The organism is Massilia soli, from assembly GCF_016809835.1.
Taxonomy (GTDB): Bacteria; Pseudomonadota; Gammaproteobacteria; order Burkholderiales; family Burkholderiaceae_D; genus Telluria_A; species Telluria_A soli.
Window position 1 is genome coordinate 86682 of the sequence record NZ_JAFBIL020000011.1, and the last position, 24756, is coordinate 111437.

At 62.1% G+C, this 24756-nt stretch carries 28 protein-coding genes; 22 read left to right on the top strand and 6 right to left on the bottom strand.

The features are described 5' to 3' along the window. Positions 1-152: 152 nt before the first annotated feature. Genes I4X03_RS22335 through I4X03_RS22355 form a run of 5 tightly spaced genes read left to right on the top strand, consistent with a single transcriptional unit; the run spans position 153 to position 4346 of the window. Complete coding sequence (locus tag I4X03_RS22335; protein ID WP_223471130.1) at positions 153-1331, top strand: acetyl-CoA C-acyltransferase; 1179 nt, start codon at positions 153-155, stop codon at positions 1329-1331. Between the two features lie 14 nt (positions 1332-1345). Next, entirely contained in the window at positions 1346-1648 is a 303-nt protein-coding gene (locus tag I4X03_RS22340; protein ID WP_223471132.1) for a Dabb family protein, read from the top strand. Between the two features lie 17 nt (positions 1649-1665). Next, positions 1666-2448: an SDR family oxidoreductase gene (locus I4X03_RS22345; protein ID WP_223471134.1), complete on the top strand. Its 783-nt coding sequence runs from the start codon at positions 1666-1668 to the stop codon at positions 2446-2448. Positions 2449-2451: 3 nt separating this feature from the next. After that, a complete protein-coding gene (locus I4X03_RS22350; RefSeq protein ID WP_223471136.1) occupies positions 2452-3450 on the top strand; it encodes an NADP-dependent oxidoreductase in 999 nt (332 codons plus the stop codon). Beyond that, the gene (locus tag I4X03_RS22355) at positions 3450-4346 is read left to right on the top strand and encodes an SDR family oxidoreductase (protein WP_223471138.1); all 897 of its coding nucleotides are present in this window, start codon (positions 3450-3452) and stop codon (positions 4344-4346) included. The genes I4X03_RS22350 and I4X03_RS22355 overlap by 1 nt, the downstream gene beginning before the upstream one ends. 3 nt (positions 4347-4349) lie before the next feature. Here I4X03_RS22355 and I4X03_RS22360 read toward each other — a convergent pair whose 3' ends face one another. From I4X03_RS22360 to ygfZ, 3 genes are read right to left on the bottom strand one after another with little or no spacing between them, the layout of a single operon-like run. Beyond that, positions 4350-5087, bottom strand: a complete 738-nt coding sequence (locus tag I4X03_RS22360; RefSeq protein ID WP_223471140.1) for an NRDE family protein — start codon at positions 5085-5087, stop codon at positions 4350-4352. Further along, the gene (locus tag I4X03_RS22365; RefSeq protein ID WP_223471142.1) at positions 5078-5368 is read right to left on the bottom strand and encodes a DUF4936 family protein; all 291 of its coding nucleotides are present in this window, start codon (positions 5366-5368) and stop codon (positions 5078-5080) included. Before I4X03_RS22365 ends, I4X03_RS22360 begins: the two co-directional genes overlap by 10 nt. A gap of 5 nt (positions 5369-5373) precedes the next feature. After that, entirely contained in the window at positions 5374-6402 is a 1029-nt protein-coding gene (gene ygfZ / locus I4X03_RS22370; protein ID WP_223471144.1) for a CAF17-like 4Fe-4S cluster assembly/insertion protein YgfZ, read from the bottom strand. Positions 6403-6494: 92 nt separating this feature from the next. Here ygfZ and mltG point away from each other — a divergent pair, with 92 nt between their 5' ends. From mltG to I4X03_RS22455, 17 genes are all read left to right on the top strand, one after another. Further along, complete coding sequence (gene mltG / locus I4X03_RS22375) at positions 6495-7481, top strand: endolytic transglycosylase MltG (protein ID WP_223471146.1); 987 nt, start codon at positions 6495-6497, stop codon at positions 7479-7481. A gap of 12 nt (positions 7482-7493) precedes the next feature. Next, positions 7494-8123, top strand: a complete 630-nt coding sequence (gene tmk, locus I4X03_RS22380) for a dTMP kinase (RefSeq protein WP_223471147.1) — start codon at positions 7494-7496, stop codon at positions 8121-8123. Further along, positions 8123-9160, top strand: a complete 1038-nt coding sequence (locus tag I4X03_RS22385; protein ID WP_223471149.1) for a DNA polymerase III subunit delta' — start codon at positions 8123-8125, stop codon at positions 9158-9160. The genes tmk and I4X03_RS22385 overlap by 1 nt, the downstream gene beginning before the upstream one ends. Positions 9161-9170: 10 nt before the next feature. Beyond that, positions 9171-9548 (top strand): PilZ domain-containing protein, encoded by a 378-nt coding sequence (locus I4X03_RS22390; protein WP_223471160.1) that lies wholly within the window; start codon positions 9171-9173, stop codon positions 9546-9548. A gap of 16 nt (positions 9549-9564) precedes the next feature. Further along, on the top strand, positions 9565-10074 hold the full coding sequence (locus tag I4X03_RS22395; protein WP_223471161.1) for a GNAT family N-acetyltransferase: 510 nt from the start codon (positions 9565-9567) through the stop codon (positions 10072-10074). 83 nt (positions 10075-10157) lie between these two features. Further along, on the top strand, positions 10158-10937 hold the full coding sequence (locus I4X03_RS22400) for a TatD family hydrolase (protein ID WP_223471163.1): 780 nt from the start codon (positions 10158-10160) through the stop codon (positions 10935-10937). A 7-nt stretch (positions 10938-10944) separates the two neighbouring features. Further along, complete coding sequence (locus I4X03_RS22405) at positions 10945-11613, top strand: ankyrin repeat domain-containing protein (RefSeq protein ID WP_223471165.1); 669 nt, start codon at positions 10945-10947, stop codon at positions 11611-11613. 150 nt (positions 11614-11763) lie between these two features. After that, positions 11764-12687, top strand: coding sequence for a class I SAM-dependent methyltransferase (locus I4X03_RS22410; RefSeq protein ID WP_223471167.1), 924 nt, complete (start codon positions 11764-11766; stop codon positions 12685-12687). A 121-nt stretch (positions 12688-12808) separates the two neighbouring features. After that, positions 12809-13057 (top strand): hypothetical protein, encoded by a 249-nt coding sequence (locus I4X03_RS22415; protein WP_223471169.1) that lies wholly within the window; start codon positions 12809-12811, stop codon positions 13055-13057. A 132-nt stretch (positions 13058-13189) separates the two neighbouring features. After that, on the top strand, positions 13190-13390 hold the full coding sequence (locus I4X03_RS22420) for a hypothetical protein (RefSeq protein ID WP_223471171.1): 201 nt from the start codon (positions 13190-13192) through the stop codon (positions 13388-13390). A gap of 110 nt (positions 13391-13500) precedes the next feature. Continuing rightward, complete coding sequence (locus I4X03_RS22425; RefSeq protein ID WP_223471174.1) at positions 13501-13728, top strand: DUF6139 family protein; 228 nt, start codon at positions 13501-13503, stop codon at positions 13726-13728. Positions 13729-13739: 11 nt separating this feature from the next. After that, a complete protein-coding gene (locus I4X03_RS22430) occupies positions 13740-14555 on the top strand; it encodes a M48 family metallopeptidase (RefSeq protein WP_223471176.1) in 816 nt (271 codons plus the stop codon). Between the two features lie 47 nt (positions 14556-14602). Next, positions 14603-15808: a family 1 glycosylhydrolase gene (locus I4X03_RS22435; protein ID WP_223471178.1), complete on the top strand. Its 1206-nt coding sequence runs from the start codon at positions 14603-14605 to the stop codon at positions 15806-15808. A 7-nt stretch (positions 15809-15815) separates the two neighbouring features. Then, positions 15816-16604, top strand: a complete 789-nt coding sequence (locus tag I4X03_RS22440) for an SDR family NAD(P)-dependent oxidoreductase (protein WP_223471180.1) — start codon at positions 15816-15818, stop codon at positions 16602-16604. Positions 16605-16748: 144 nt separating this feature from the next. Further along, positions 16749-17348, top strand: a complete 600-nt coding sequence (locus I4X03_RS22445) for a beta/gamma crystallin domain-containing protein (protein WP_223471183.1) — start codon at positions 16749-16751, stop codon at positions 17346-17348. Positions 17349-17454: 106 nt separating this feature from the next. Beyond that, entirely contained in the window at positions 17455-19656 is a 2202-nt protein-coding gene (locus tag I4X03_RS22450; RefSeq protein ID WP_223471185.1) for an OsmC domain/YcaO domain-containing protein, read from the top strand. A 56-nt stretch (positions 19657-19712) separates the two neighbouring features. Further along, on the top strand, positions 19713-22961 hold the full coding sequence (locus I4X03_RS22455; protein ID WP_223471187.1) for a PAS domain S-box protein: 3249 nt from the start codon (positions 19713-19715) through the stop codon (positions 22959-22961). A 309-nt stretch (positions 22962-23270) separates the two neighbouring features. On the opposite strand, the gene I4X03_RS22460 is transcribed toward I4X03_RS22455, so the two are convergent. The 3 genes from I4X03_RS22460 to I4X03_RS22470 all read right to left on the bottom strand — a co-directional run. Then, the gene (locus I4X03_RS22460; RefSeq protein ID WP_223471189.1) at positions 23271-23555 is read right to left on the bottom strand and encodes a hypothetical protein; all 285 of its coding nucleotides are present in this window, start codon (positions 23553-23555) and stop codon (positions 23271-23273) included. Between the two features lie 26 nt (positions 23556-23581). After that, positions 23582-24340, bottom strand: a complete 759-nt coding sequence (locus tag I4X03_RS22465) for a hypothetical protein (RefSeq protein WP_223471197.1) — start codon at positions 24338-24340, stop codon at positions 23582-23584. 66 nt (positions 24341-24406) lie between these two features. Beyond that, positions 24407-24756 (bottom strand): hypothetical protein (locus I4X03_RS22470; protein ID WP_223471199.1); only part of this gene is annotated, 350 nt, incomplete at its 5' end.

Here is a 24756-nt window from a genome sequence, read left to right on the forward strand (position 1 = left end):
GTCATTCTTGCTTCAAACTTACGCAAAGCTTACAAGCCTGTTTCACGCGGTGCGGGGCGAGAATAATTTGCGAACGACCGTACTATATTGTGCTATTCTCGTATCGATCAGCGCGCCGCGAAGGCGTTCCCAACTTCCTTCAGGAGACATCAATGTTAGATGCAGTCATCGTATCGACCGCCCGCACCGGCCTGGCCAAATCGTGGAAAGGGGCATTCAACATGACCCACGGCGCCACCCTCGGCGGCCATGCGCTGCAGGCTGCCATCGCGCGCGCCGGCATCGAGCCCGGCGAGGTCGAGGATGTGCTGATCGGCTGCGCCAACCCGGAGGGCGCGACCGGCGCCAACATCGCGCGCCAGATCGCCATCCGCGGCGGCTGCCCGGTCACCACCGGCGGCATGACAATCAACCGGTTCTGCTCGTCGGGCCTGCAGACGATCGCATCGGCCGCGCAGCGCATCATTGCGGGCGAGGGCGACATCTACGCGGCCGGCGGCGTCGAGTCGATCTCCTGCGTGCAGCAGGAAATGAATACCCACATGCTGGCTGACACCTGGCTCAAGCAGCACAAGCCTGAACTGTACTGGCCAATGCTGCAGACGGCCGAGACGGTCGCCAGGCGCTACAACATCGGGCGCGATCGCCAGGACGAGTATGGCGTCCAGAGCCAGCAGCGCGCCGCCAATGCCCAGGCGGCCGGCAAGTTCGACGCCGAGATCGTGCCGATGACCACCGTGATGGGTGTGGCCGACAAGGAATCGGGCATGCTGCTGACCCGCGAAGTGACCATCTTGGCCGATGAAGGCATCCGTGCCGACACCACGCTCGAAGCGGTGTCGAAGATCCGGACGGCCCTGCCTGGCGGCGTGATCAGCGCCGGCAATGCCAGCCAGTTTTCCGATGGCGCATCGGTTGCCGTGGTGATGAGCAGCCGCGCCGCCGAGGTCAAGGGCTTGACCCCGCTGGGCATCTTCCGCGGCTTCGCGGTGGCCGGGTGCGAGCCGGACGAAATGGGCATCGGCCCGGTGTTCGCGGTGCCGAAGCTGCTGCAAAAAGCCGGCCTGTCGGTTGCCGACATCGGCCTGTGGGAACTGAACGAGGCATTCGCGGTGCAGGTGCTGTACTGCGCCGACCGCCTGGGCATCCCGATGGACCGCCTGAACGTGAATGGCGGCGCGATCGCGGTCGGCCACCCGTACGGGGTCTCCGGCGCGCGCCTGGTCGGCCATGCGCTGATCGAAGGCAAGCGGCGCGGCGTCAAGTATGTCGTGGTCACGATGTGCATCGGCGGCGGGCAGGGCGCCGCTGGCCTGTTCGAAGTCGTCTGAGAAAGAGAGCAATCATGGTCAAGCACATCGTCATGTGGAAACTGAAGGACTTCGCCGAAGGCGCCGACAAGGCGGCCAACGCGTTGAAGATGAAGCAGAAGCTGGAATCCTGCGCGCAGCTGGTGCCGGGGACGCTGAAATTTGAAGTGAAGCTGCCCGAGCCGGGATTGGAAGCGACCTACGACATCGTGCTGTATTCGGAGTTCGACAGCAAGGAGTCGCTCGACGCCTACGCCGACCATCCGGTGCATGTCGCGGTCAAGCCGTTCATCGGCGCGGTGCGCTCGGAGCGCCAGTGCATGGACTACCACGCCTGATACAAGGACAAGCATCGATGCGAACGACACAAGAACTATTTTCACTGGCGGGCAAGACCGCGCTCGTCACCGGCGGCTCACGCGGGCTCGGCCTGCAAATGGCCGAAGCGCTGGGCGAGCAGGGCGCGAAGGTGGTGATTTCCTCGCGCAAGCAATCGGAGCTGGACGAAGCCTGCGCCCACCTGGCCTCGCGCGGCATTGACGCGTTCGCCATCGCGGCCGACCTGTCGCAGGATCAGCAGGTGCAGGCGCTGGTCGGCGGCGCCATCGCGCACCTCGGCCATATCGATATTTTGGTCAATAACGCCGGCGCAAGCTGGGGGGCGCCGGCCGAGGACCACCCGGTCGAAGCCTGGGACAAGGTGATGAACCTGAACATCCGCGGCATCTTCCTGGTCAGCCAGGCGGTCGGCAAGCTGTCGATGATCCCGCGCAAATACGGCCGCATCATCAATATTTCGTCGATTGCCGGCCTGGCCGGCAACCCGGCCGGCACCATGCAGACCCTGGCCTACAACACGTCCAAGGCCGCGGTCATCAACTTCACGCGCACCCTGGCCGGGGAATGGGGACGCTACAACATTACCGTCAACTCGATCGCACCGGGCTTCTTCCCTTCGAAGATGACCAAGGGCGTGCTCGACGCGATCGGTGTCGACAAGCTGTCGCGCGGCGCGCCGCTCGGCCGGATTGGCGACGACGAAGATCTCAAAGGCGCAACGGTGCTGTTCGCATCCGATGCTGGCAAACATATCACCGGCCAGACCCTCGCGGTCGATGGCGGTGTCTCAGCGGTATAAATCATGACTACACAATTCCAACGCATCGTCCTGGCGTCGCGGCCTCACCGTTCGGTACTGCCAGAAAATTTCCGCCTCGAGACCGCGGCGGTTCCTGAACTGAAAAGTGGCGAGGTCCTGGTACGCAATCATTACCTGTCGCTCGATCCGTACATGCGCGGGCGCATGAGCGAAGCGAAAAGCTATGCGGCCTCGCAGCCGCTCGACGAGACCATGATCGGCGGCACCGCCGGCGAAGTGGTGGCGTCCAACAATCCGAAATTCGCGGTCGGCGACATGGTCGTCGGCATGATGGGCTGGGCGGAGATGGGCGTCGACGATGGCCGCAACCTGCGCAAGGTCGACACCACCCACGTGCCGCTGTCGGCCTACCTCGGCGCCGTGGGCATGCCCGGCATGACCGCCTGGTACGGCCTGAACCAGATCATCGCCCCGAAAGCCGGCGAAACCGTGGTGGTGACGGCCGCCAGCGGCGCGGTCGGCAGCGTGGTCGGCCAGCTGGCCAAGCAGCATGGCTGCCGCGCGGTCGGCATTGCCGGCGGACCGGAGAAATGCGCTTACGTGGTCGACGAGCTCGGCTTTGATGCCTGCGTCGATTACAAGGCGGGCAACCTGAAGGCCGACTTGCTGGCTGCTGCGCCGAACGGCATCGACGGCATCTTTGAAAACGTCGGCGGCGAAGTGTTCGACCGCGCGCTGTCGCAGACCAATGCCTTTGCACGGATCGCGCTGTGCGGCCTGATCTCCGGCTACAACGGCGAGGAAACACCGCTGCGCAACGCGCGCTTCCTGCTGACCAACCGCATCAGCCTGCGCGGCTTCATCGTGACCGAGCACATGGAATTCTGGCCGCAAGGCCTCGGTGAACTGGGCATGCTGGTCGGTACCGGCAAGCTGAAGTACCGCGAATCGGTGGCGCCCAACCTGGCCGCGGCGCCGGAGGCGTTCATCGGGCTGCTGCAAGGGCGTAACTTCGGCAAGCAACTCGTCAAGCTGATCTGATGAAGCACTTCGCCGGCAGGGTGGCCGTCATCACCGGCGGCGCGGGTGGGCTGGGGCGTGAGTTCGCCACCGTCGCGGCCGGTCTCGGCATGAAGCTCGTGCTGGCCGACGTCCAGCAAGATGCGCTCGACGACGCGCGCCGCGCGCTCGAAGAGCAGGGCGCCGAGGTGCTGGCGATGGCCTGCGACGTGCGCAAGGGCGAACAGGTGCAAGCGCTGGCCGATGCGGCCATGGCGAGGTTCGGCGCGGTGCACCTGGTGTTCAACAACGCCGGCGTTGGATCGGGCGGACTAATCTGGGAGAACAGCGAGGCCGACTGGGAGTGGGTGCTTGGCGTCAACCTGTGGGGTGTGATTCACGGGGTGCGCATCTTCACCCGGCTGATGCTCGACTGCGCGGCCCGCGATCCGCAGTTCGAGGGCCATATCGTGAATACCGCGTCGATGGCGGGGCTGCTGAACGCGCCGGCGATGGGGGTGTATAACGTGTCCAAGCACGCGGTGGTGTCGCTGTCGGAAACGCTGTACCACGACCTGCAGCTGGTTGGGGCGCCGGTCGGCGCCTCGGTGCTGTGCCCGTACTTTGTACCGACCGGCATCAGCCAGTCGCATCGCAACCGTCCCGATGACGTGAGAATGGATGCGGCGCCAACCGCGAGCCAGATGGCGGCCCAGGCGATGACCGTGAAAGCGGTGGAGTCGGGAAAGGTCACCGCCGCGCAGGTTGCGCAGATGACCTTCGATGCGGTGCGCGACGGCCAGTTCTATATTTATTCGCACCCGGGCGCGCTCGGCAACGTGGCCGAGCGGATGGCGGCGATTGTCGAGCAGCGCAATCCAGGCGACCCGTATGCGGCAACGCCGCACGTGCGCGAATTTTTGCGCTCGAAGCTGTAGCCGCTACTGGACCAGGCGTTCGTGCAATTGCGCCGGAGCGTCCGCATACAGCTTGACGACCGTCGAGGTGCGCGTGCCGTACCCCGGCGTTTCGATGCACACGGCCGATAGCTGACGCTCGATTTCGATCGCGACGCCGGTATCGGGCAGGCGCGCGTCCGGCGCCCGCGTGGTGTCGGCCAGCATTTCGAAATAGGCATCCTCCGGCGCGCCCTGGCACAGCAGGCTTGCGAACTGGGCCTTGGTGCGCACCACCTTTGGCCAGGGCGCATCGAGCAAACCGTTCGAGACGCCGTATATGCCCGGCGCGAGCAGCTTGCCGTTGCGCGGATCGCCGGCGCCACGATTCGAGAACCAGTACAGGCCGCCACGGTCGCCCAGTACCAGGTTGAACCCGTTGTACTGGCCGCTGGCGGCGGCAATGCGCGCGATATACGCCTCGGCAGGGAGGTCGCCCGCCAGGTAATCGGCGACCAGCGCGCCGCGCGACGGGGCATCGGCGCGCCGTTCCTGCGGGCCGCGGATATTGGTGATGGCGGCGAAGCGCGCGCCGTCCGGGCCTTGCTGGGTGATGCCCATCCAGGTGCCGCCCGCCTTCAGGTCGCGGCCGGCGATGACGTTCGGGGCCTCGGGCCAGCTATCGGCGGCACTGGCCGGGCGGTCGTAGAATTCGTCGCGGTTGGCGGCGGCGATCAATGGCACGCCAGGGATCACTTGCCAGGCGAAAACAATCAGGCACATGGGCTCAGGTCCATAAACACTTCGACGCGGCGGTCGCCTTCGATCAGCTCCGATAGTGACGCATCGCGTTCGGCGGCGGCCAGTGCTGCATCAAAGCCGTCGCCGGTTGCCAGGTAGATTTCCATCCAGGTCTGCAGGCCGTCGCGGCTGTCGGGGCGGCGCTTGATGTCGCCATACACGCCGGTCAGCGCGCCCAGTTCAGCCTGCATCATGCGCAGGCGCAGTTCCAGCGCGTCGGCGTGCCGGTCGCTTACCTTGTAATAGATATAGAGATCGCGCATGGCGGCTACAGTTCGAGTGCGTCGAGCGCGTACGGCATCGACTTGAAGGCCAGCGCGGCGCCGGATGCGGAGCCGAGGCGGATATCGCCTTGCTCCAGCGATGCAAGCTTCAGCTCGACCAGCGCGTCCACGCCACCGGCGCCGTTGGGAGCGGCGTTGACGATCATGCCGCAGGGCTGGTCGGGGTCGGCCACGTCGAACACTTCGTCGCCAGCGGCGACGCCGCGCGCAGCGATGCTGGCGAGGGCGGTGCGGCGCTTGAGCTTGCCGAGGTACTGGCTGCGCGCGACGATTTCCTGGCCCGGATAGCAACCCTTCTTGAAGTTGACGCCGCCGATCAGCTCGTAGTTGATCATTTGCGGAACAAACTGCTCCTGCGTCTTGAGCGTGATCTGCGGGATGCCGGCGTGAATTTCCGATAGCCGCCAGGCGTCACTTCCGCCCAGTGCGAGTGTCGAGCGCAGGGAGGGCAACACGGCGAGCGCGGACTCAGGCGTCGTCAGCCATTGATAGCGTGCCGCGCCGAAGGCGTCCGCCAGGCGCATCACGGTGCCAAGCGCGTGGTCGATGCGGGTGTATGGCGCGGGCGGCAAGTCGCCCAGCACAGCCTGCAGGGCCGCCTGGCCACGGGCGCCGCCGATGCCGATCGTTACCGAGTTTGCAGTATCTGCGGACACATCGGATAATCTGGCTTTCGCACGCAGCACAAACATCGACAAGCGTTTTTGCAGTGCAGCACGAAGTTCGGCGGGGAGCTGCAAAAACACCGACTCGGCATTGCGCCACATGAGGAAACTTGCGAGCAAGCGGCCCTTGGGGGTGCAGTAGCCGGCGAGACGCACTTCGGCGTTGCCGAGGTGCTCGACGTCATTGGTCAGCTGCCCATGCAAAAAACTGGCGGCTTCTTCACCGGTGACGGCGATAATGTCCTGGCCGGTGATTGCGGCAACAAAGCCGTCGGCGAGCTGGTCCGGTGTAAGGACAGGGGCGCCGGCAGCAGCGAGATAGTCGTTCCAACTGTTTATATTATTCATTTATTTGCCGATTAAAGCTTTATCATTACGGGCTCATTATAAAGATGTCGAGAAAATCGCGCCGGAAGCCGCGCAAAACCAAGGGATCGGGTATGTCGTTCATTAAAAAAATAGCTGTCGCAGCGATCCTCGTCACCGCGGCCACCGTCGGCGGTTTCAGCTACTGGGCCAAGCAAGCCATCACCACGCAGGGGGAGCCGATTTCGTTTACGGTGCTGCCAGGCAGCGGCGTCGGCGCCGCCGCCAAGGAAATATCGGCTGCCGGGGTGCCGGTCAACCCGTTCCTGCTGTCGACACTGGCGCGGGTGACGCAGAAAAGCGGCAAGATCAAAGCCGGTTCCTACGAGCTGAAACCGAATACCACGCCGCGCGGCCTGATCGACCTGATGGTGCGCGGCGAGTTCGCCCAGGAATCGCTGACCATCATCGAGGGTTGGACCTTCCGCCAGATGCGCGAAGCGGTCGCGGCCAACAAGGGCTTGCGCCACGACACCGCCAAGCTGTCGGACACTGAGCTGATGCAGAAGATTTCAAAGGAGTACACGGCACCGGAAGGCCTGTTCTTCCCGGATACCTACCTGTTCGCCAAAGGCGCCAGCGACCTGACCATCTACAAGCAGGCGCACAGCGTGTTGCTGGCCAAGTTGAATGCCGCCTGGGAAAAGCGTGCGCAAGACTTACCTTACACCACGCCTTACCAGGCGCTGGTGATGGCCTCGATCGTCGAAAAGGAAACCGGCAAGGAATCGGAGCGCCCGATGATTGCCGCGGTGTTCGTCAACCGCCTCAAGCGCGGCATGATGCTGCAGACCGACCCGACCGTCATTTACGGCATCGGCCCCAAGTTTGACGGCAACATCCGCAAGAAGGATCTGGAGACCGATACCCCTTACAATACCTATACGCGCTCCGGCTTGCCGCCGACGCCGATCGCACTGCCGGGCGAGCAGTCGCTGGCCGCGGCGATGGGCCCGGCCACCACCGAGGCGCTGTATTTCGTCTCGCGCGGGGATGGCAGCAGCCAGTTCTCCGACAACCTGCCTGACCACAATCGCGCAGTGAATAAATTCCAACGATAGGCCTTGCGTTTCATGAAACAAAGTACAGCGGCACCGGGCAAGTTCATCAGCTTTGAAGGCATCGACGGCGCCGGCAAGTCCACCCATATCGGCTTCGTGGCCGATTACCTCGCCTCGCGCGGCAAGACCGTGGTGTCGTCGCGCGAGCCGGGCGGCACCGGGGTAGGCGAGAAGCTGCGCGAGCTGCTGCTGCACGAAAAGATGGACCTGGAAACGGAAGCCTTGCTGATGTTTGCCAGCCGCCGCGAACACATCGCCCAGGTGATCGCGCCGGGCCTGGCGCGCGGCGACTGGGTGCTGTCGGACCGCTTTACCGACGCCAGTTTCGCCTATCAGGGTGGCGGCCGCGGCCTTGACCGCGCCAAGCTCGAAGCGCTGGAAAACTGGGTGCACCCGCACCTTCAGCCTGACCTGACGCTGCTGTTCGACGTGCCGCTGGAAGTTGCCCGCACGCGCCTGGACGCGACGCGCACGCTGGACAAGTTCGAGCGCGAGCAGGCCGCGTTCTTCGCCGCATGCCGCAACGAGTACCTGCGCCGCGCGGCGCAGTTCCCCGAGCGCATTGTCGTCGTCGACTCGACCCGCAGCATCGACGAGACCCGCGCCTTCCTCGCTGGCGTGCTCGGAAAGCTGGTCGCCTGATGGTCAAGCCACTGTACCCCTGGCACGCGCAGGCGTGGGAGCAGTTGCAGCTGCTGCGCGAGCGCCTGCCGCACGCCATCTTGTTCTACGGCGCGGAAGGCACCGGCAAGTCCGGCTTCATCGAAACCTTCGCCCAATCGCTGCTGTGTGAAAACGTGCGCGCCGACGGCCACGCCTGCGGCGCCTGCGGATCGTGCGGCTGGTTCGAGCAGAACAACCACCCCGACTACCGGCGCGTACGCCCGGAAGCGCTGGAGGACGAGCCTGGTTCGGACGGCGACGAGGGCGCGGACGGCGACACCGGCAAGAAATCCAAATCGACCAAGGCGCCGTCGAAGGAAATCAAGATCGAGCAGATCCGGAACCTGGCCGACTTCATGAACATCTCGACCCACCGCCAAGGCCTGCGGGTGGTGGTGGTGTACCCGGCCGAGGCGCTCAACACGCCGGCGTCGAACGCGCTGCTCAAGACGCTGGAAGAGCCGCCGCCCGGCACCGTGTTCCTGCTCGCATCCAACAGCCTGGACCGGCTGCTGCCGACCATCCTGTCGCGCTGCCGCAAGTTCGCCTTGCCGATGCCCGACACTGCGGCCGCGCTGGCCTGGCTGAACCAGCAAGGCCTGGCCGACGCCGACAGCTGGCTGCGCGAGCAGGGCGGGGCGCCGCTGGCCGCGCTGGCACAATCGGAATCGGGCAGCCGCGAAGACATGGAGGCGCTGCTGCAGGTGCTGGCACGCCCTGGCGTGGAGGGCGCGCTGAAAGCGGCCGACAAGCTCAGCAAGGCGCCGCTGGCATCATTGGTTTTCTGGCAACAGCGCTGGCTGTACGATCTGTTGTCATATAAGTTATCCGGCAAGATTCGCTACTTCCCCCGTTACGAGAAGGAACTTGCAGTACTGGCAGGCAAGGTGCACACTGCGAATCTGATGCGCGCCATCAAGGGTGCAAACGACCGCCGGGCGGTCGCCGACCACCCCTTGTCGCCGAAACTGTTTGTCGAGGACATGCTGCTTGATTACACTGCATGTTGTGCTTGAAAGGATTTGAATGAGTGGCAACCCAACTGACCCGAACGCTCCGCTGATCCCGCGGCCATCGGTGCTGTCGCTTGCCATCAAGGAAAAGGCGGCACTGTATGCCGCCTATATGCCGTTCCTGAAGAACGGCGGCATCTTCGTGCCGACGGCCAAGCCCTACAAACTCGGCGACGAGATCTACCTGATCCTGGCGCTGATGGAAGACCCGAACAAATACCCGATCGCCGGCAAAGTCGCCTGGATCACGCCTGCTGGCGCCAACAACAACAAGGCGCAAGGCATCGGCGTGCATTTCCCGGACGACGAAGCTGGCCAGCGCGCCAAGCTGCGCATCGAAGAAATCCTCGGCGCCGCACTGCGTTCATCGCGCGCCACCCATACCCTTTAATCCCACCTCCGCTTTTATGCCGTTTTTCGTCCATCGCGTCGCACGCCCTGAAGACTTGCCTGTCATCGTAGACATTTACAACTCCACCATCGCCTCGCGCGAGGTGACCGCCGATACCGAGCCGGTTACGGTGGCCTCGCGCCAGCAGTGGTTCGATGACCACGACCCGGCACGGCGGCCACTGTGGGTGATTCACGAAACGAATCACAGCGGCCCAGTGATAGGCTGGATGTCTTACTCGAACTTTTACGGGCGTCCGGCGTATTCCGGCACGGCCGAGGTGTCGATCTATATCGCCGAAGACTGGCGCGGCAAGGGGCTGGGGCGGTATTGCCTGGAGCAAGCGATCGCCCATGCGCCGAAAATTGCCGTGCACACCTTGCTTGGTTTCATTTTTGGGCACAATGCGCCAAGCCTGGGCTTGTTCAAGAAGTATGGCTTCGAGACCTGGGCGAACTTGCCGCGCGTTGCCAACCTGGACGGCGTCGAACGCGACCTGACCATCATGGGCAAGCGCGTCGCCTGATACCCGCTTGCGGTTCGGCGCCGGCGCGACGCTTTTCCGCCCTGCGCCCGGCGACCGGGGCGGTTGCCGCGTACAATGACGCCATGTATATCGATTCCCACTGCCACATCAACTTCCCGGAGCTGGCTGCCCGGATGCCCGAGATCCTTGCCAAGATGGCCGAAAACAGGGTCACCCACGCGCTCTGCGTGTCCGTCGACCTGCCTGACTTTCCGCAAGTACTCGCGCTGGCCGAACAGTACCCGCATATTTACGCCTCGGTCGGCGTGCACCCGGACTACGAAGACACCCCCGAACCAAGCGTCGACCAGCTGGTCGAACTGGCAAACCATCCAAAAATCATCGCCATCGGCGAGACCGGCCTCGATTATTATCGGCTCGAAGGCGACCTGGAGTGGCAGCGCGAGCGTTTTCGCACTCACATCAAAGCTTCAAGAATCACCCGTAAGCCTTTGATTATCCACACTCGCGCGGCGAGCGAAGACACCATTCGCATCATGCGCGAAGAAGGCGCCGGCACCGACAAGGGCGGCGTCGCCGGCGTCATGCACTGCTTCACGGAATCGCTCGAAGTGGCGGAAGCGGCGCTGGAGATGGGCTTTTACATCTCGTTCTCCGGCATCGTCACCTTCAAGAGTGCCAAAGACCTGCAGGCGGTGGCCCGCGCGGTCCCAATGGAGCGCATCCTGATCGAAACCGACTCGCCGTACCTGGCCCCGGTGCCGCACCGCGGCCGAATGAACGAGCCTGGTTTCGTTTGCCACGTCGCCGAGTACCTGGCAACGCTGAAGGACGTCCCGCTCAGCCAGGTCGCGGAGCAGACGACAAGTAATTTTTTCAATCTATTCAACGTCGTACGCTGAGGACTTCATGTTGATACTGCGCCGCCCGACCTGCTTCATGTTGTTTCTCATGTTGTGCTTCGGCGCAATACGCAGTGCCAGCGCAGATGACCTGACCGAGTTCTTCCGGGTGGTGCAAGTCGATAACGCCAACGCCGTGAGCGCGATGCTGGCCAAGGGCGTCAGCGCCAATGCGCGCGATCCGCGCAGTGGCGAGACCGCGCTGATCATCGCACTGCGTGAAGATTCCCACGGCGTTTTCAATACCTTGGTGGCAGATCCTCGCGTAGAACTCGAACTTGCGGCGCCGAACGGCAATACGGCATTGATGATGGCGGCATTCAAGGGCAACAAGCCAGCCGCTGTGGCATTGCTGGAACGCGGCGCATCGGTCAACCGGTCCGGCTGGAGTCCGCTGCACTATGCGGCGGCCGGTGGTTCAGCCGACATCGCCCGCATCCTGGTCGAGCGCGGCGCGGCCCTCAACGCGCGCGCGCCCGGCGGGCTGACACCGTTGATGATGGCGGCGCGCGAAGGCCAGGAGCCGGCGGTGGCCGTGCTGCTGGACGCGGGCGCCGACACCGGCCTGAAAGGCGCCGACGGCCTGACCGCCGCCCAGCTGGCCGAGCGCATGGACAGGCCGCGCATCGTCAAGCTCATCAAGGCGCATCGCCCGCAAGGCCGCCGCACCCGATAGTTCGTTCAGGCAATTCCCGAACTGGCATGGAAACACCGCCCACCTCGCCGCATGGGCCGAGGCCGTTGTTGCCGATAATTGCTCTGTTAGAACCACAACAGGCAAGCCGGCGTAGGGCAGGGCTTAGCCGCAGGAGCGAAAAGGGAAACCATGCGGAACGAAAGCGAAATCGAAAGTTGCTATTTGGGGCAGTTCATCCCCGTCCATTACCACCACAATATGTTGATGGACCAAAACCGCATGCACGGGTTTAAGGCCGCCATTCACTATGCCGTGCGTCCCGGTCACAAGGTGCTGGAACTGGGCGGCGGCACCGGCGTGCTGTCGTGGTTCGCGGCGGCCAAGGCCGACAAGGTCTACTGCGTCGAGTTCAACCCCGACATGGTCAAGGAAGCGCGCAAGATGCTGGCGCTGAACCCGAATGGCCACAAGGTCGAAGTGATCCACGCCGATGCCTTCAATTACCTGCCGCCGGAGCCGGTCGACGTCGTGATCTGCGAAATGATCCATGTTGGCATGCTGCGCGAGAAGCAGGTCCAGGTCATCGAAGCCTTCAAGATCCGCTACCTCGAGCGTTTTGGCGGGCCGTTGCCGGTGTTCCTGCCGGAAGCTGCCATCATGGCGGTCCAGCCGATGCAGGTCGAGTACGACTTCGAAGGCTTTTACGCGCCTATCGTTCAGTTCCATGAAACCAACGTGATCCACCCGGGCACCATCGCGCTGGCGCAGCCGGCCGTCTACAGCATCATCGACTTCAGCCAGCCCACCGACCCGCAGATATCCTGGGAAGGCGAATTCGTGGCCGAACGCAGCGGCACCTTCAATTCGCTGCGCTTCATCACCAAGAACATCCTCGCCGTCGTGCAGGAAGAGGGCAGCACGATCGACTGGCTCAACCATTACATGAGCCTGCCGGTTCCCACGGCCGTGGCGGTCAAGGCCGGCGACGTGGTGCAAGTGAGCTTCTCGTACCGGGCCGGCGGCTCGCTGCCATCGCTGGAAGCGACAATGCGCGTCTCGGTGGCCCACGACATGGTCGCCACCACGGCGCAGCACAACGCCGTCCGCGCTTAAGCCCGCGGCGAACGCCCGGCCGCCAGGGCCGGGCGGTTTTCACCTCCCATTGGTTTTCATGGCAAGCGTCATCGCCAACCCGTAAAATAGCGGCTTGTCCGATCACCAGCGAAACTTCCCTATGGAAAACAATGACCAGCGTTACCTCGTCCAGCAAAACAAAATCAGCGATGGCGACACCAAGCCGCCTGTGTTTGCGAAGGTAATGCGCAGCAAGGAAGGAAAGTTCGAAGGCGTTTCCTTTATCAAGAACAAGGAGAAAGCCACCGTGCTCACCGTTGCCGAGGCGCAGGAGGCAATCGACTGGGCGACCAAGCGCAAGCCCAATGCACACGAGTACACCACCAAGATCATCTGCCTGGGCCAGTAAGCCCGGCTGTCCGTTTATCCCCGGTTTTTACGGCTTGTCGCTCCCACATGCAATCGGTCGCATGGCGGTTGCCCTGCGCTGCGCGCTTGGTTACTGTACGCACACTGATTCTCTATTCAAGCGGAGTGTACGATGCTTAGTTTCCTGGTGTGGTTGCTTGTGTTGTTCCTGTGCTGGCCGCTGGCGCTGCTTGCACTTGTATTGTGGCCGGTAGCCTGGCTGCTGACGCTGCCGTTCCGCCTGATCGGGATTGGCGTCGAAGCGGTGTTCGAATTGCTGCGCGCCATCGTCATGCTGCCTGCCCGTATCCTTGGGTCCGGTCCAGGCCGATAACCGGTCAATGTGGGGGACTTAACAGACAGAACTGCCGCGCTTCTTCAAAGTAAGGCTACGGATCCGCACATCGATGGCGTGGTCCGCCTTTCTTTTCATAGGAGTTCAGCATGCGCTTGGATATCTACCGCAGGGCCGAGAACGACGGCAAATTCCAGTATCTCGCAGTTCCCGAGAGCCGCAACATTCCCGAAGAAGCGACCAATACCGACTGGCAGGTCGAGGCGAGGGCGATCGAGGTCGATGACGACGCGACCCAGATGCCGGACTACGACATCGAGAAACTCTCCGAGCAGCTGTCTGAAAAAGGCTACGCTGTTACTTCCTCCGTCCACTAATCACTCCCGCCATGAAACTTACCCTCATTAAACAAGCTGTCGTCGTTTCCGTTATTGCAACCCTCGCGGGCTGTTCCTCGACCACCAGTCCCGGCGCAGTCGACGTTGATCGCAGGCAGCTGCTGATTGTTCCGGCCCAACAGCTCGAACAAATGGCGCAGGTAAGTTTCAACGAGCAAAATGAAAAAGCACGAGCGGCAGGCAAGCTCGTTACGCAGGGCGCCGCATACGACCGTGTGCGGCGCGTTGCCGCGCGCTTGCAGCAGCAGGCGCCGGTGTTCCGTCCCGACGCGGCCAACTGGAACTGGGAAGTGGCGCTGATCAATTCCCCTGAACTGAACGCATCGGTGGCGCCCGGTGGCAAGATCACCGTCTACACCGGCATCATCGACAAGCTGCAGCTGACCGACGACGAACTTGCGATGGTGCTAGGCCACGAAATAGCGCATGCGCTGCGCGAGCACGGCCGCGAACGCGTGTCCCAGGCGATGGCGCAAAACCTGATCGGCTCGGTCGTGATGGGCGCACTGCAGACCTCCGAAGCGCAGGCCAAGATGGCTGGCCAGGTAACGGATGTGATGCTGACCTTGCCAAATTCCCGCAAGAATGAAATCGAAGCGGACAAGATTGGCCTGGAAATCGCCGCGCGCGCCGGGTACAACCCGGCAGCGGCCATGAGCGTCTGGCAAAAGATGGGCAGCGCCAGCAGCGGAGCGCGTCCACCGGAATTCCTGTCGACCCATCCGGCCAATGAATCGCGCATCGCGGAATTGACCCGCATGCAGGCAGCTGTCATGCCGCTCTACCAGGCCGCAAGCCGGCAGTAGACGGGCAGGGCAATGCCCGCCAGCAGCACAGGTTAAAGCAGGGAGCTATGCAACCGTTCCTTTTTGCGACTGGCATTGAGAATAGCTATCCGGTCATCACCTTGCCGGATGGCTCTCGCCATCGCGTCGACGAGATGGAGAAAACCGGCCACTATGCGCGCTGGCGCGAAGACCTGGGGCTGGTCAAGGAGCTCGGCATCGAGGTGCTCCGCTACGGTCCGCCGTATCACCGCACCCACCTCGGTCCCGGCCGCTATGACTGGGAATTCACCGACCAGGTCTTCGGCGAAATGCGTCGCCTCGGCATCGAACCCATCGTCGACCTGTGCCATTTCGGCGTTCCCGACTGGCTGGGGAACTTCCAGAACCCCGACTTCCCCATGCTGTTTGCCGAGTACGCAAAGGCCTTCGCCGAACGCTTCCCGTGGATTACGCTGTACACGCCGGTAAACGAAATGTTTGTCGCGGCCAATTTCTCCGCGCGCCGCGGCCTGTGGAACGAGTGCCTGTCATCCGACAGCGGTTTCGTCACGGCCACCAAACACCTAGTCAAGGCCAACATCCTGGCAACCGAAGCGATCGAACAGGTACAGCCCGACAGCAGGTTTATCCAGAGCGAGTCGTCGGAATATTTCCACGCCGCCGAGCCCGCCGCGACCCACGTGACCGACCACCTCAACGAGCTGCGGTTCCTGGCGCTGGACCTGAATTACGGCTACGACGTGTGCGGCACCATGTACGAATACCTGATGGACAACGGCATGACACGCGAGGAGTACCATTTCTTCCTCGACCGGAACGTCCGCGCCGTTTGCATCATGGGCAACGACTACTATGCGACCAACGAACATATCGTGTATCCCGATGGCAGCATGTTCGTCTGCGAAATGTTCGGCTATTACGTCATTACCAAGCAGTACTATGACCGTTACCGGCTGCCGGTCATGCATACGGAAACCAATAACCGCGCCGACGGGCGCAACGAGAAGGACGGGCGCTTGTGGCTGGAGCAGCAATGGGCAAACGTGTTGCGGCTCAAGAATGACGGCGTGCCGATCATTGGATTTACCTGGTACAGCCTGATTGACCAGGTCGATTGGGACGGCCTGCTGGCAGTCAATGCCGGGCACGTCAACCATTACGGACTGTTCGACCTCGAGCGCCGCATCAGGCCGGTCGGCGAGGCGTACCGCGAACTGATCAAGACATGGTCCGGACAGGTCAACAGCGGGCTGATGTGCCTGCGTAAGTGACGGTCCAATGGAACTGCGCGATCGGGTGGCGGTAATTACAGGAGGGACAGGCGGTATCGGTGCGGCGATCGCGCGCAAGTTTGTCGAAGAGGGCGCGCTGACGGCAATCATTGGCCACAGCGATGACGCCGGGCGCAAGGTAGAAGCCGAATTGAAGGCGCTGGCAGGGCGCCTCGGGACCGGAGACTGCAGCTATTTCCATGCCGATGTCGGCAACAGCGGCGAGGTGAGGGCGGCCATTGCGGCCATTGTCCAGCAATGGCGGGCGATCCACGTGCTGGTCAACAATGCCGCCGTCATGGCGACCGGGCCCCTGATCGACATGCCGGAGGCGGAATGGGACCAGACCGCCGCGGTCAACATGCGCGGGCCTTTCCTGATGAGCAAGTACGCGATCCCGCACATGCCGGAACAGGGTGTCATCCTGAACATCTCATCGGTGCACGCGGTGGCGACCGACACCCACAGCACGGCCTATTCGGCGAGCAAAGGCTGGCTCGAAGCATTCACGCGCGGACTTGCCCTGGAATGCTATGAGCGGCGCATCCGGGTCAATGCCTTGCGCCTCGGCGCGGTCGATACCGACATGCTCTGGAATAATCCGCACGTGAAGTCAGGCGAGGAAAGCATCGACGCGCACGAGGTTGGCAAGCCGGCCGAGGTCGCCGAAGTCGCGCTGTTTCTCGCTTCGCACCGATCGAGCTTTATCTCCGGAACCGTGGTCACTGCCGACGGCGGCCGTTTGCCGATCCTGGGAAGCCAGGCGGCTACGCAGGCGCCGGGGCGCCGGCACTGACGGATTACTCTGAATTTACTGACCGATCGCAGCCTGCGATGAACTGATTGTCGTGATGGCTTGTCAATCAGGTTGGAGCTGGACACGGAGCGCACATGCGGGCCGGGCTTCAGCCGTTTCCAACACATTCTCAGGGAGATCGTCATGAGCTACATGAACAATGGCAGCAGCCAACTGGCCTTGTGCTTCGCACTGGCACTGGCACTGGCCGGTGTCGCTGCACCCGCATCGGCCCAGTCCGAACAAGCAAAAACCGAGGCCAACGGGACGGACCAGGCCAGCCCGGCCACCCCGGGCCAGACCGCGCAAGGCGGGACCGGAACGTCCCGCACGGAGTCCGGCACCGGGCAATCCGCACAAAAGGGCCAGCCTTCCAAGGACCGCGCGGCGGGCACGACGCCACACGTATTTGTGCTGATTCCGGTCGACCTGGCCGCACGCGAAGCATCGACCAAAAGCGGCTGCTGGGCCAAGATTTACGATGGCGAAAATTACATGGGCGACACCTTGACCCTGACCGGTCCGATTTCGCTGGCGGATATGAGCGGCCCGTTTGGCCTGAACTGGGACGACCGGGTCAACAGCATCGAACTGGGCCCGAAGGCGATGATGACGGTGTACGACAATGAAGGATTCCGCGACCAGGTAGCGATGTTCAAGGGAGGCCAGAAAGTGCCCGACATCAGCCGCAAGCTGGGATTCTTTGATGAATTCGCCTCGATCCGGATAACGTGTGCAAAGTAGCATGCATTGCCCGGCCGGTGTTTGCCCGTCGGCGTCCTATGCCGCACGGGCAAAACAACGGATAATGGTGCCCAACTCATGTTGAACACTATTTTGGATATCCCCCATGGAAATTAAGGTCAACTTTCTCGACAAGCTTCGCCTTGAAGCCAAGTTCGATGATTTCACGGTCATTGCCGACCAGCCGATTCGCTACAAAGGCGATGGCTCCGCGCCCGGTCCTTTCGATTACTTCCTGGCGTCGTCGGCCCTGTGCGCGGCTTATTTCGTGAAGTTGTACTGCTCGACGCGCAATATCCCGACGGAGAATATCCGTCTATCGCAGAACAACATTGTTGACCCGGAAAACCGGTACCAGCAAATCTTCAAGATCCAGGTCGAACTGCCGGCTGATATCTCGGCCAAGGACCGCGAAGGCATCCTGCGCTCGATCGACCGTTGCACCGTGAAGAAAGTGGTTCAAGCCGGCCCCGAGTTCGTCATCGAAGAGGTCGAGAACCTCGATGCCGATGCGCAGGCACTGCTGACGCTAAAGCCGGCAGCCGACGCCAGCACCTATATCGTCGGCAAGGACCTGCCGCTGGAGCAGACGATCGCCAACATGTCCGAAGTGCTGGCCGGCCTGGGCATCAAGATCGAGATCGCATCGTGGCGCAATATCGTACCCAACGTGTGGTCGCTGCATATCCGCGACGCCCACTCGCCAATGTGTTTCACCAACGGCAAAGGCGCGACCAAGGAAAGCGCGCTGGCATCGGCGCTCGGCGAGTACATCGAGCGAATCAACTGCAACCATTTCTACGCCGGCTCGTTCTGGGGCGAAGACATCGCGAACGCCGCGTTTGTCCATTACCCGAACGAGCGCTGGTTCAAGCCTGGCCCGAAAGGCGCGATCCCGGCTGACATTCTCGACGACTACTGCCTGGACATCTACAACCCGGATGAGGAATTAAGCGGCACGCACCTGTACGACACCAACTCCGGCAACATGGCGCGCGGCATCTGCGCGCTGCCCTTTGTCCGCCAATCCGACGACGAGGTCGTCTATTTCCCGTCGAATCTGGTTGAGAACCTGTACGGCAGCAACGGCATGAGTGCCGGCAATACGCTGGTTGAGGCCCAGGTGCAATGCCTGTCCGAGATTTTCGAAAGGGCGGTCAAACGCGAGATTATCGAAGGCGAGATGGCGTTGCCGGACGTTCCGCAGGAAGTGCTGGCCAAGTATCCGGGCATTCTCGCCGGCATCAAGGGCTTGGAAGAGCAGGGTTTCCCGGTGCTGGTCAAGGACGCGTCGCTGGGCGGGGTCTACCCGGTGATGTGCGTAACGCTGATGAACCCGCGCACCGGCGGCGTGTTTGCCTCATTTGGCGCGCACCCGAGCTTTGAAGTGGCGCTTGAGCGCAGCCTGACCGAATTGCTGCAGGGGCGCAGTTTTGAAGGCCTGAACGACCTTCCGCGTCCGACCTTCGCCAGCGAGGCAGTGACTGAGCCGAACAATTTTGTCGAACACTTTATCGACTCCAGCGGCGTCGTGTCGTGGCGCTTCTTCAGCGCCAAGGCCGATTTCGATTTCGTGGAATGGGATTTCTCCGGCCACGGCGAGAACTCGAATGCCGACGAAGCGGCAGCCTTGTTCGGGATTCTCAAGGACATGGGCAAAGAGGCGTACATGGCGGTGTACGAGCATTTTGGCGCCACTGCATGCCGCATCCTGGTGCCGGGGTACTCTGAAATCTATCCAATTGAAGACCTGGTGTGGGATAACACCAACAAAGCGCTGCTGTTCCGCGAAGATATCCTGAACCTGCACCGTCTCGACGACGACGCGCTCGAGGCCTTGCTGGATCGCCTGGAGAACAACGAACTGGATGACTACTCCGATATCGCCACACTGATCGGGGTGGAATTCGACGAGAACACCGACTGGGGCCAGCTGACCGTGCTGGAGCTCAAGTTGCTGATCAATCTCGCGCTGGAGCAATTCGAGCCGGCACAAGAGCTGGTGCAGGCCTTCCTGCAATACAACGACAACACGGTGGAGCGCGGATTGTTCTACCAGGCGCTGAATGTGGTGCTTGAAGTGCTGCTCGATGCCGACCTGGAACTGGACGATTACGCTGTCAATTTCCGCCGCATGTTTGGCGACCAGCGGATGGACGCGGTAATGGGCTCGGTGGACGGCAGCGTGCGCTTCCACGGCTTGACCGAGACGAGCATGAAGCTCGAAGGACTCGATCGCCACGCGCGCCTGATCGACAGCTACAAGAAACTGCACGCGGCGCGGGCACACACGCCGCCAACCGAATAATTGCAGGCATAGCAATAACGTATAATCGAAGATCGTTTCCCACTCATGCAAAATCAATGAAACAGTCCGGTGCCGCGTCGTTGCCCGTCTCAATGTCGTTCCTCGATAACACTGGTGAAATGGGCGATCTGATCGCCCGCTTCGACTGGTCTCAGACTTCCCTCGGGCCGATCAGCGCCTGGCCTCAGAGTGTCAAAAGCACGGTCTCGCTGATTCTGCATTCGCCATTCCCGATCACGACGATGTGGGGCGACGAGGGGGTGATGATCTACAACAGTGGCTACGCCGAAGTGGCGCAGGACAAGCACCCCGGCGTGCTCGGCATGGCGGTGCGCGCTGCCTGGCCGGAGGCGCATGAGTTCAATGACAACGTCATGCGGGTCTGCATGGCTGGGCAAACGCTGCATTACGCCGGCCAGGAATTGACGCTGCACCGCAACGGTCGCGAGGAGCAGATCTGGTTCAATCTGGACTATTCCCCGATCCTCGGCGAAGACCATGTGCCGGTCGGTGTGATGGCGATGGTGGCCGACACGACCAATGAGGTACGTGTCGAGCGTTTCCTGCAGGGTGAACGGACACGCCTGCAACAAATGTTTAATCAGGCGCCCGGTTTCATGGCGATGCTGGAGGGGCCGGAGCACCGCTTCGTCCAGGTCAACGAAGCCTACCTCGAGCTGGTTGGCTACCGCGATCTCATCGGCAAAACCATCGCCGATGCCTTACCCGAGGCGGTCGAGCAAGGCTTTGGGGCCCTGCTGGACAAGCTGTATGCCAGCGGCGAGGTGTATTCCGGTGTCGCCGTGCCGTTTTCGACCGTTGAAACGGCAAAAGCTCCAGCCGCAGCGCGTTTCGTCGACTTCGTGTATCAACCGGTACGCGACCAGCACGGCGCCGTGTACGGCATTTTTGTCCAGGGCGCGGACGTCACAGCACGCGTGACCGCAGAGCAGTCGATGCGCGCCAGCGAGAAATTGTTCCGCACCTTGGCGCAGGCCTTGCCCAATCAGGTCTGGTCGGCGCCGCCGGACGGCATGCTGGACTGGTTCAACGATCGCGTCTATAGCTACTCCGGCCATCAGGCCGGCGATCTGGGCGAAGGCCGCTGGGCAAATATCGTACATCCCGACGACATCGATGCCGCGGTGTCGGCGTGGAGCCACGCGCTCGCCACCGGCAACACCTACGAAATCGAATTTCGCTTGCGGGACCACATGGGCAATTATCGCTGGCACCTGGGCCGCGGCATGCCAGTGCGCGACGACAGCGGCGCGATCACGCGCTGGGTCGGCACCAATACCGACATCCAGGACCAGAAGCGCGCTGCCGAAGCGCTCCTCACGCTGAACGACAAATTGGCCGAACAGGTCAGCCAGCGGACCGCGGAGCGTGACCGCATCTGGCTGCTGTCGACGGAACTGATGCTGGTGGCCGACTTTGGTTCGCAAATTGTTGCCGTCAACCCCGCGTTCACAACCGTTCTCGGCTGGGCCGAAGAGCAGTTGATCGGTACGGCGTTTCTTGACCTCGTGCATCCCGAAGACGTCGCCTCGACCATGCGCGAGGTCGGTGGCTTGAGCGAAGGCCGCACGACCTTCAGTTTTGAGAATCGTTATCGCCACCGCGATGGCAGCTACCGTACCCTGGCATGGTCGGCCACGCCGGACGCCGGCTTTATCCATGCAGTGGCGCGCGACGTCACCGCCGAGCGCGAAGCCGCGGCAGCCATGAAGCGCACCGAACAGGCGCTGCAGCAGTCGCAAAAAATGGAGACTATCGGCAAGCTGACTGGTGGTGTGGCCCACGATTTCAATAATTTGCTACAAGTGATCGCGGGAAACCTGCAACTGCTCGGTACCGACGTCGCCAACAACCCGCGTGCGCAGCGCCGCATCGAGAACGCCATGGACGGCGTGCTGCGCGGCGCCAAGCTGTCCAGCCAGCTGCTCGCTTTCGGGCGTCGCCAGGCGCTCGAACCAAAGGTGGTACGCCTTGGACGCAACGTGGCTGCCATGGACGACATGCTGCGGCGTGCGCTGGGCGAGGCGATCGAGACCGAAACCATCATCCAGGCCGGGCTCTGGAATGCTTTCGTCGATATTTCGCAGGTCGAGAACGCAGTCCTCAACCTGTGCATCAACGCGCGCGACGCGATGGCCGGCGTCGGCAAGTTGACCGTCGAGGTTGGCAACGCCAAGCTGGACGATGATTATGCGACTGCCCATCCGGATGTGACCCCGGGCCAGTATGTGATGATTGCCGTCAGCGATACCGGATCGGGCATGCCGCCTGAGGTGATCGCGCAGGCGTTCGAGCCGTTTTTCTCGACCAAGCCCGAAGGGAAGGGCAGTGGCCTCGGCTTGTCGATGGTGTATGGCTTTGCCAAGCAGTCGGGCGGCCACGTCAAGATCTACAGCGAGGTCGGGCACGGCACGACCGTGAAACTGTACCTGCCGCGATCGCTCGAAGCCGAAGACGCCCTTGAGCCGGTCGACCTGCGCGAACCGACCGGCGGCAGCGAAACGATTCTGGTGGCCGAAGATGATGAAGGTGTGCGCGAAACCGTCGTCGAAATGCTCGGCGAGCTGGGCTACCGTGTGCTGAAGGCGCCGGACGCTACCAGCGCGATGGCGATCATCTCAAGCGGCATTCCGATCGACCTGCTGTTCACGGACGTGGTCATGCCGGGGCCGCTGCGCAGTCCAGACCTGGCACGCAAGGCGCGCGAAGCCATTCCCAACCTGGCGGTGCTGTTCACCTCGGGTTACACGGAGAATGCGATCGTGCATGGCGGCCGGCTGGACGCCGGTGTCGATTTATTGGGCAAGCCGTACACGCGTTCATCGCTTGCGGCCAAGATCCGCCATGTACTGGCCAACCGCAATCAGCGCATGGGAGCAACACGCGACTTGACCCAAGCCAGGGCGCAGACCAGATTGGCGGTCAGGGAGCCGGCCGCGCTGAAAATCGTGCTGGTCGAAGACGACGACTCGCTGCGGGCAACGACGACGGAGCTGCTGCAACTGTTCGGGCATGCCGTGACCAGCGCGGCTACTGGTGAAGATGCGTTGGCGCTGCCTGAACTGGCGTTGGCCGACGTTCTGATGACCGACCTGGAACTGCCTGGGATGTCGGGCGAGGATCTTGCTGGTCAGGCACGCGCATTGTCGCCGCAGTTGAAAGTGCTGTTTGCCTCGGGACGCAATACCAACACCTCGCTGGCAGACTCGACGATGCTGCTCAAGCCGTACGAAATCGGTGCGCTGAAAAGAGCGCTGGACGATTTTGCGGCAGCGGCCGGATAGCGGGCAAAAATAACGCACATAGGACAGGTCGCGGGCGATGCGCTCGTCGCGCTGCGGGGCGGCCGATCATATCTTGAATGCCTCCTTGATCGTTGCATTTGACGACACGAGTCGCGAGATGGCCACCGTCTGCAGTGACGCACTCACGTACAGCTACGCTAAGATTGATACTTGGTCTCATGAATACGCGACACGAGACAACCGACAGATCAAACATTGCTTCGTGATCGCCGGCCCCCCCCGTTCCGGAACTTGAAGCGGAAATTACCAAGCTGGGTAGAGAATTGGCCGAGCTCGGATGCGAAGTTACTAAGCCCGTAACGCGCGGTATGAGCCCCACAGCGACAGCACAGCCAGCAGTGGGTATATCAGCAGCAGATCGACCCGTATGTTGGCCTCAGGCGTCCGCAGGAGAATCACCCATTCCCACACCGCGTAGCTTGCCCAAGCCAAAGCAGCCAGCAACGGCATGTGTGATCGTCGGCTTACGTCTGCCGCCTGGCTTCTGCGCCAGAGGTACAACACCAGAAATAGCATTGCCACCAACGCACTGCGCCAGGGCTTACCGATCAACAGGGCCGCAATGGTCTCCATTAAGAATCACCAAGTCGATCTGAGCGTCAGCCGCCCTGAACAATGGCGTCCGAGACCTCGTATCGCTCTTCACCGATACGAATGATATTCAGGTCACTTTGCTTGTGTGCCTGGAGCGGGCTGCGATCAGCCTGGCTCTTGTCATACCCCACGGGGTTCCCGTTCTTGAAGAAGATGACACGCTGCCGCCCATCCGGGCCGGTGATGGTGACATTGGCATTGCCGCCGCCCTCACGCCGGACGCCGAAGTTGCACTGTCCCGTGGGCTGACCACCACCTGCGGAGCAGGGGAGTTGTCCGGTGGCATGGAAGTTGGTTCCGGGCACCAGGACATCGCCACTGGGAGGGCGCTGCGTTTGCTGTCCAGGGCTGCCTATGGCCATCTTCAACCGGAAAGGGGCCACTTCATTGCGGCGTGCAGCCGAACGCATCATGTAGACGCGGATTTTGTAGTCACCGTTTGCAGGCAACGTACCTTCGAACCGGTTGTCGTTCATCGAGCCATTGAACATGGCCACTTCAGTTTCACCAGGGGCCAGGATGTTGAAGTAGGTAGCTCCGTGCTTGGTAGTCATGCTGACGTTCATGTGCTGGCCAGCGCGTGCCCCGAGCAAGTAGTCCACGCTCTCGTAGCCCTTGATGCGGGATTCCACCGTGGCACTGTTGCTGCCCCGCTTAAACTGCACTCTCTCGGTACGCGTTTGGTCAGCAGCAAAGCCCGAACCCATGACAAGCAGCGCGCCAGCCAGAATCCAGAAGCGGCGGGCAAGGTGTTTGGTTTCCATTGGACTTCTCCCAAGGTTGATCATGTCTCCACCCATACCACGGGTTGGTGTCGCCGCCACGCCGCCTTATTGCGGTTGAAAGTCATTGACTTGACCGGAGGCATTCACCGAACAACTTGCACGGCGATGGCCCGTAGCCACCACGACTTCATAGTTGCCTTGTCCATAGCCGAACACGCTGACCGGAACTGTGCTACCAGCCGGAACGCGCCAGTAATCATCGCCACGCGCTTTACAGGCATTTTGCGCGTTGGCGGGTGCGCCACGAACTAATACGCTATTGGCATAACGGCGATTATTCCGTTCGGTTTCTCCGGCCATATACCCTGAATGGTAGGGTGAATCGCCACGACTTCTGCAGACACTCTTGAGCCATAATTCTGGGCTAAAGGAGTGAGTATGAGTGGCAAACGATA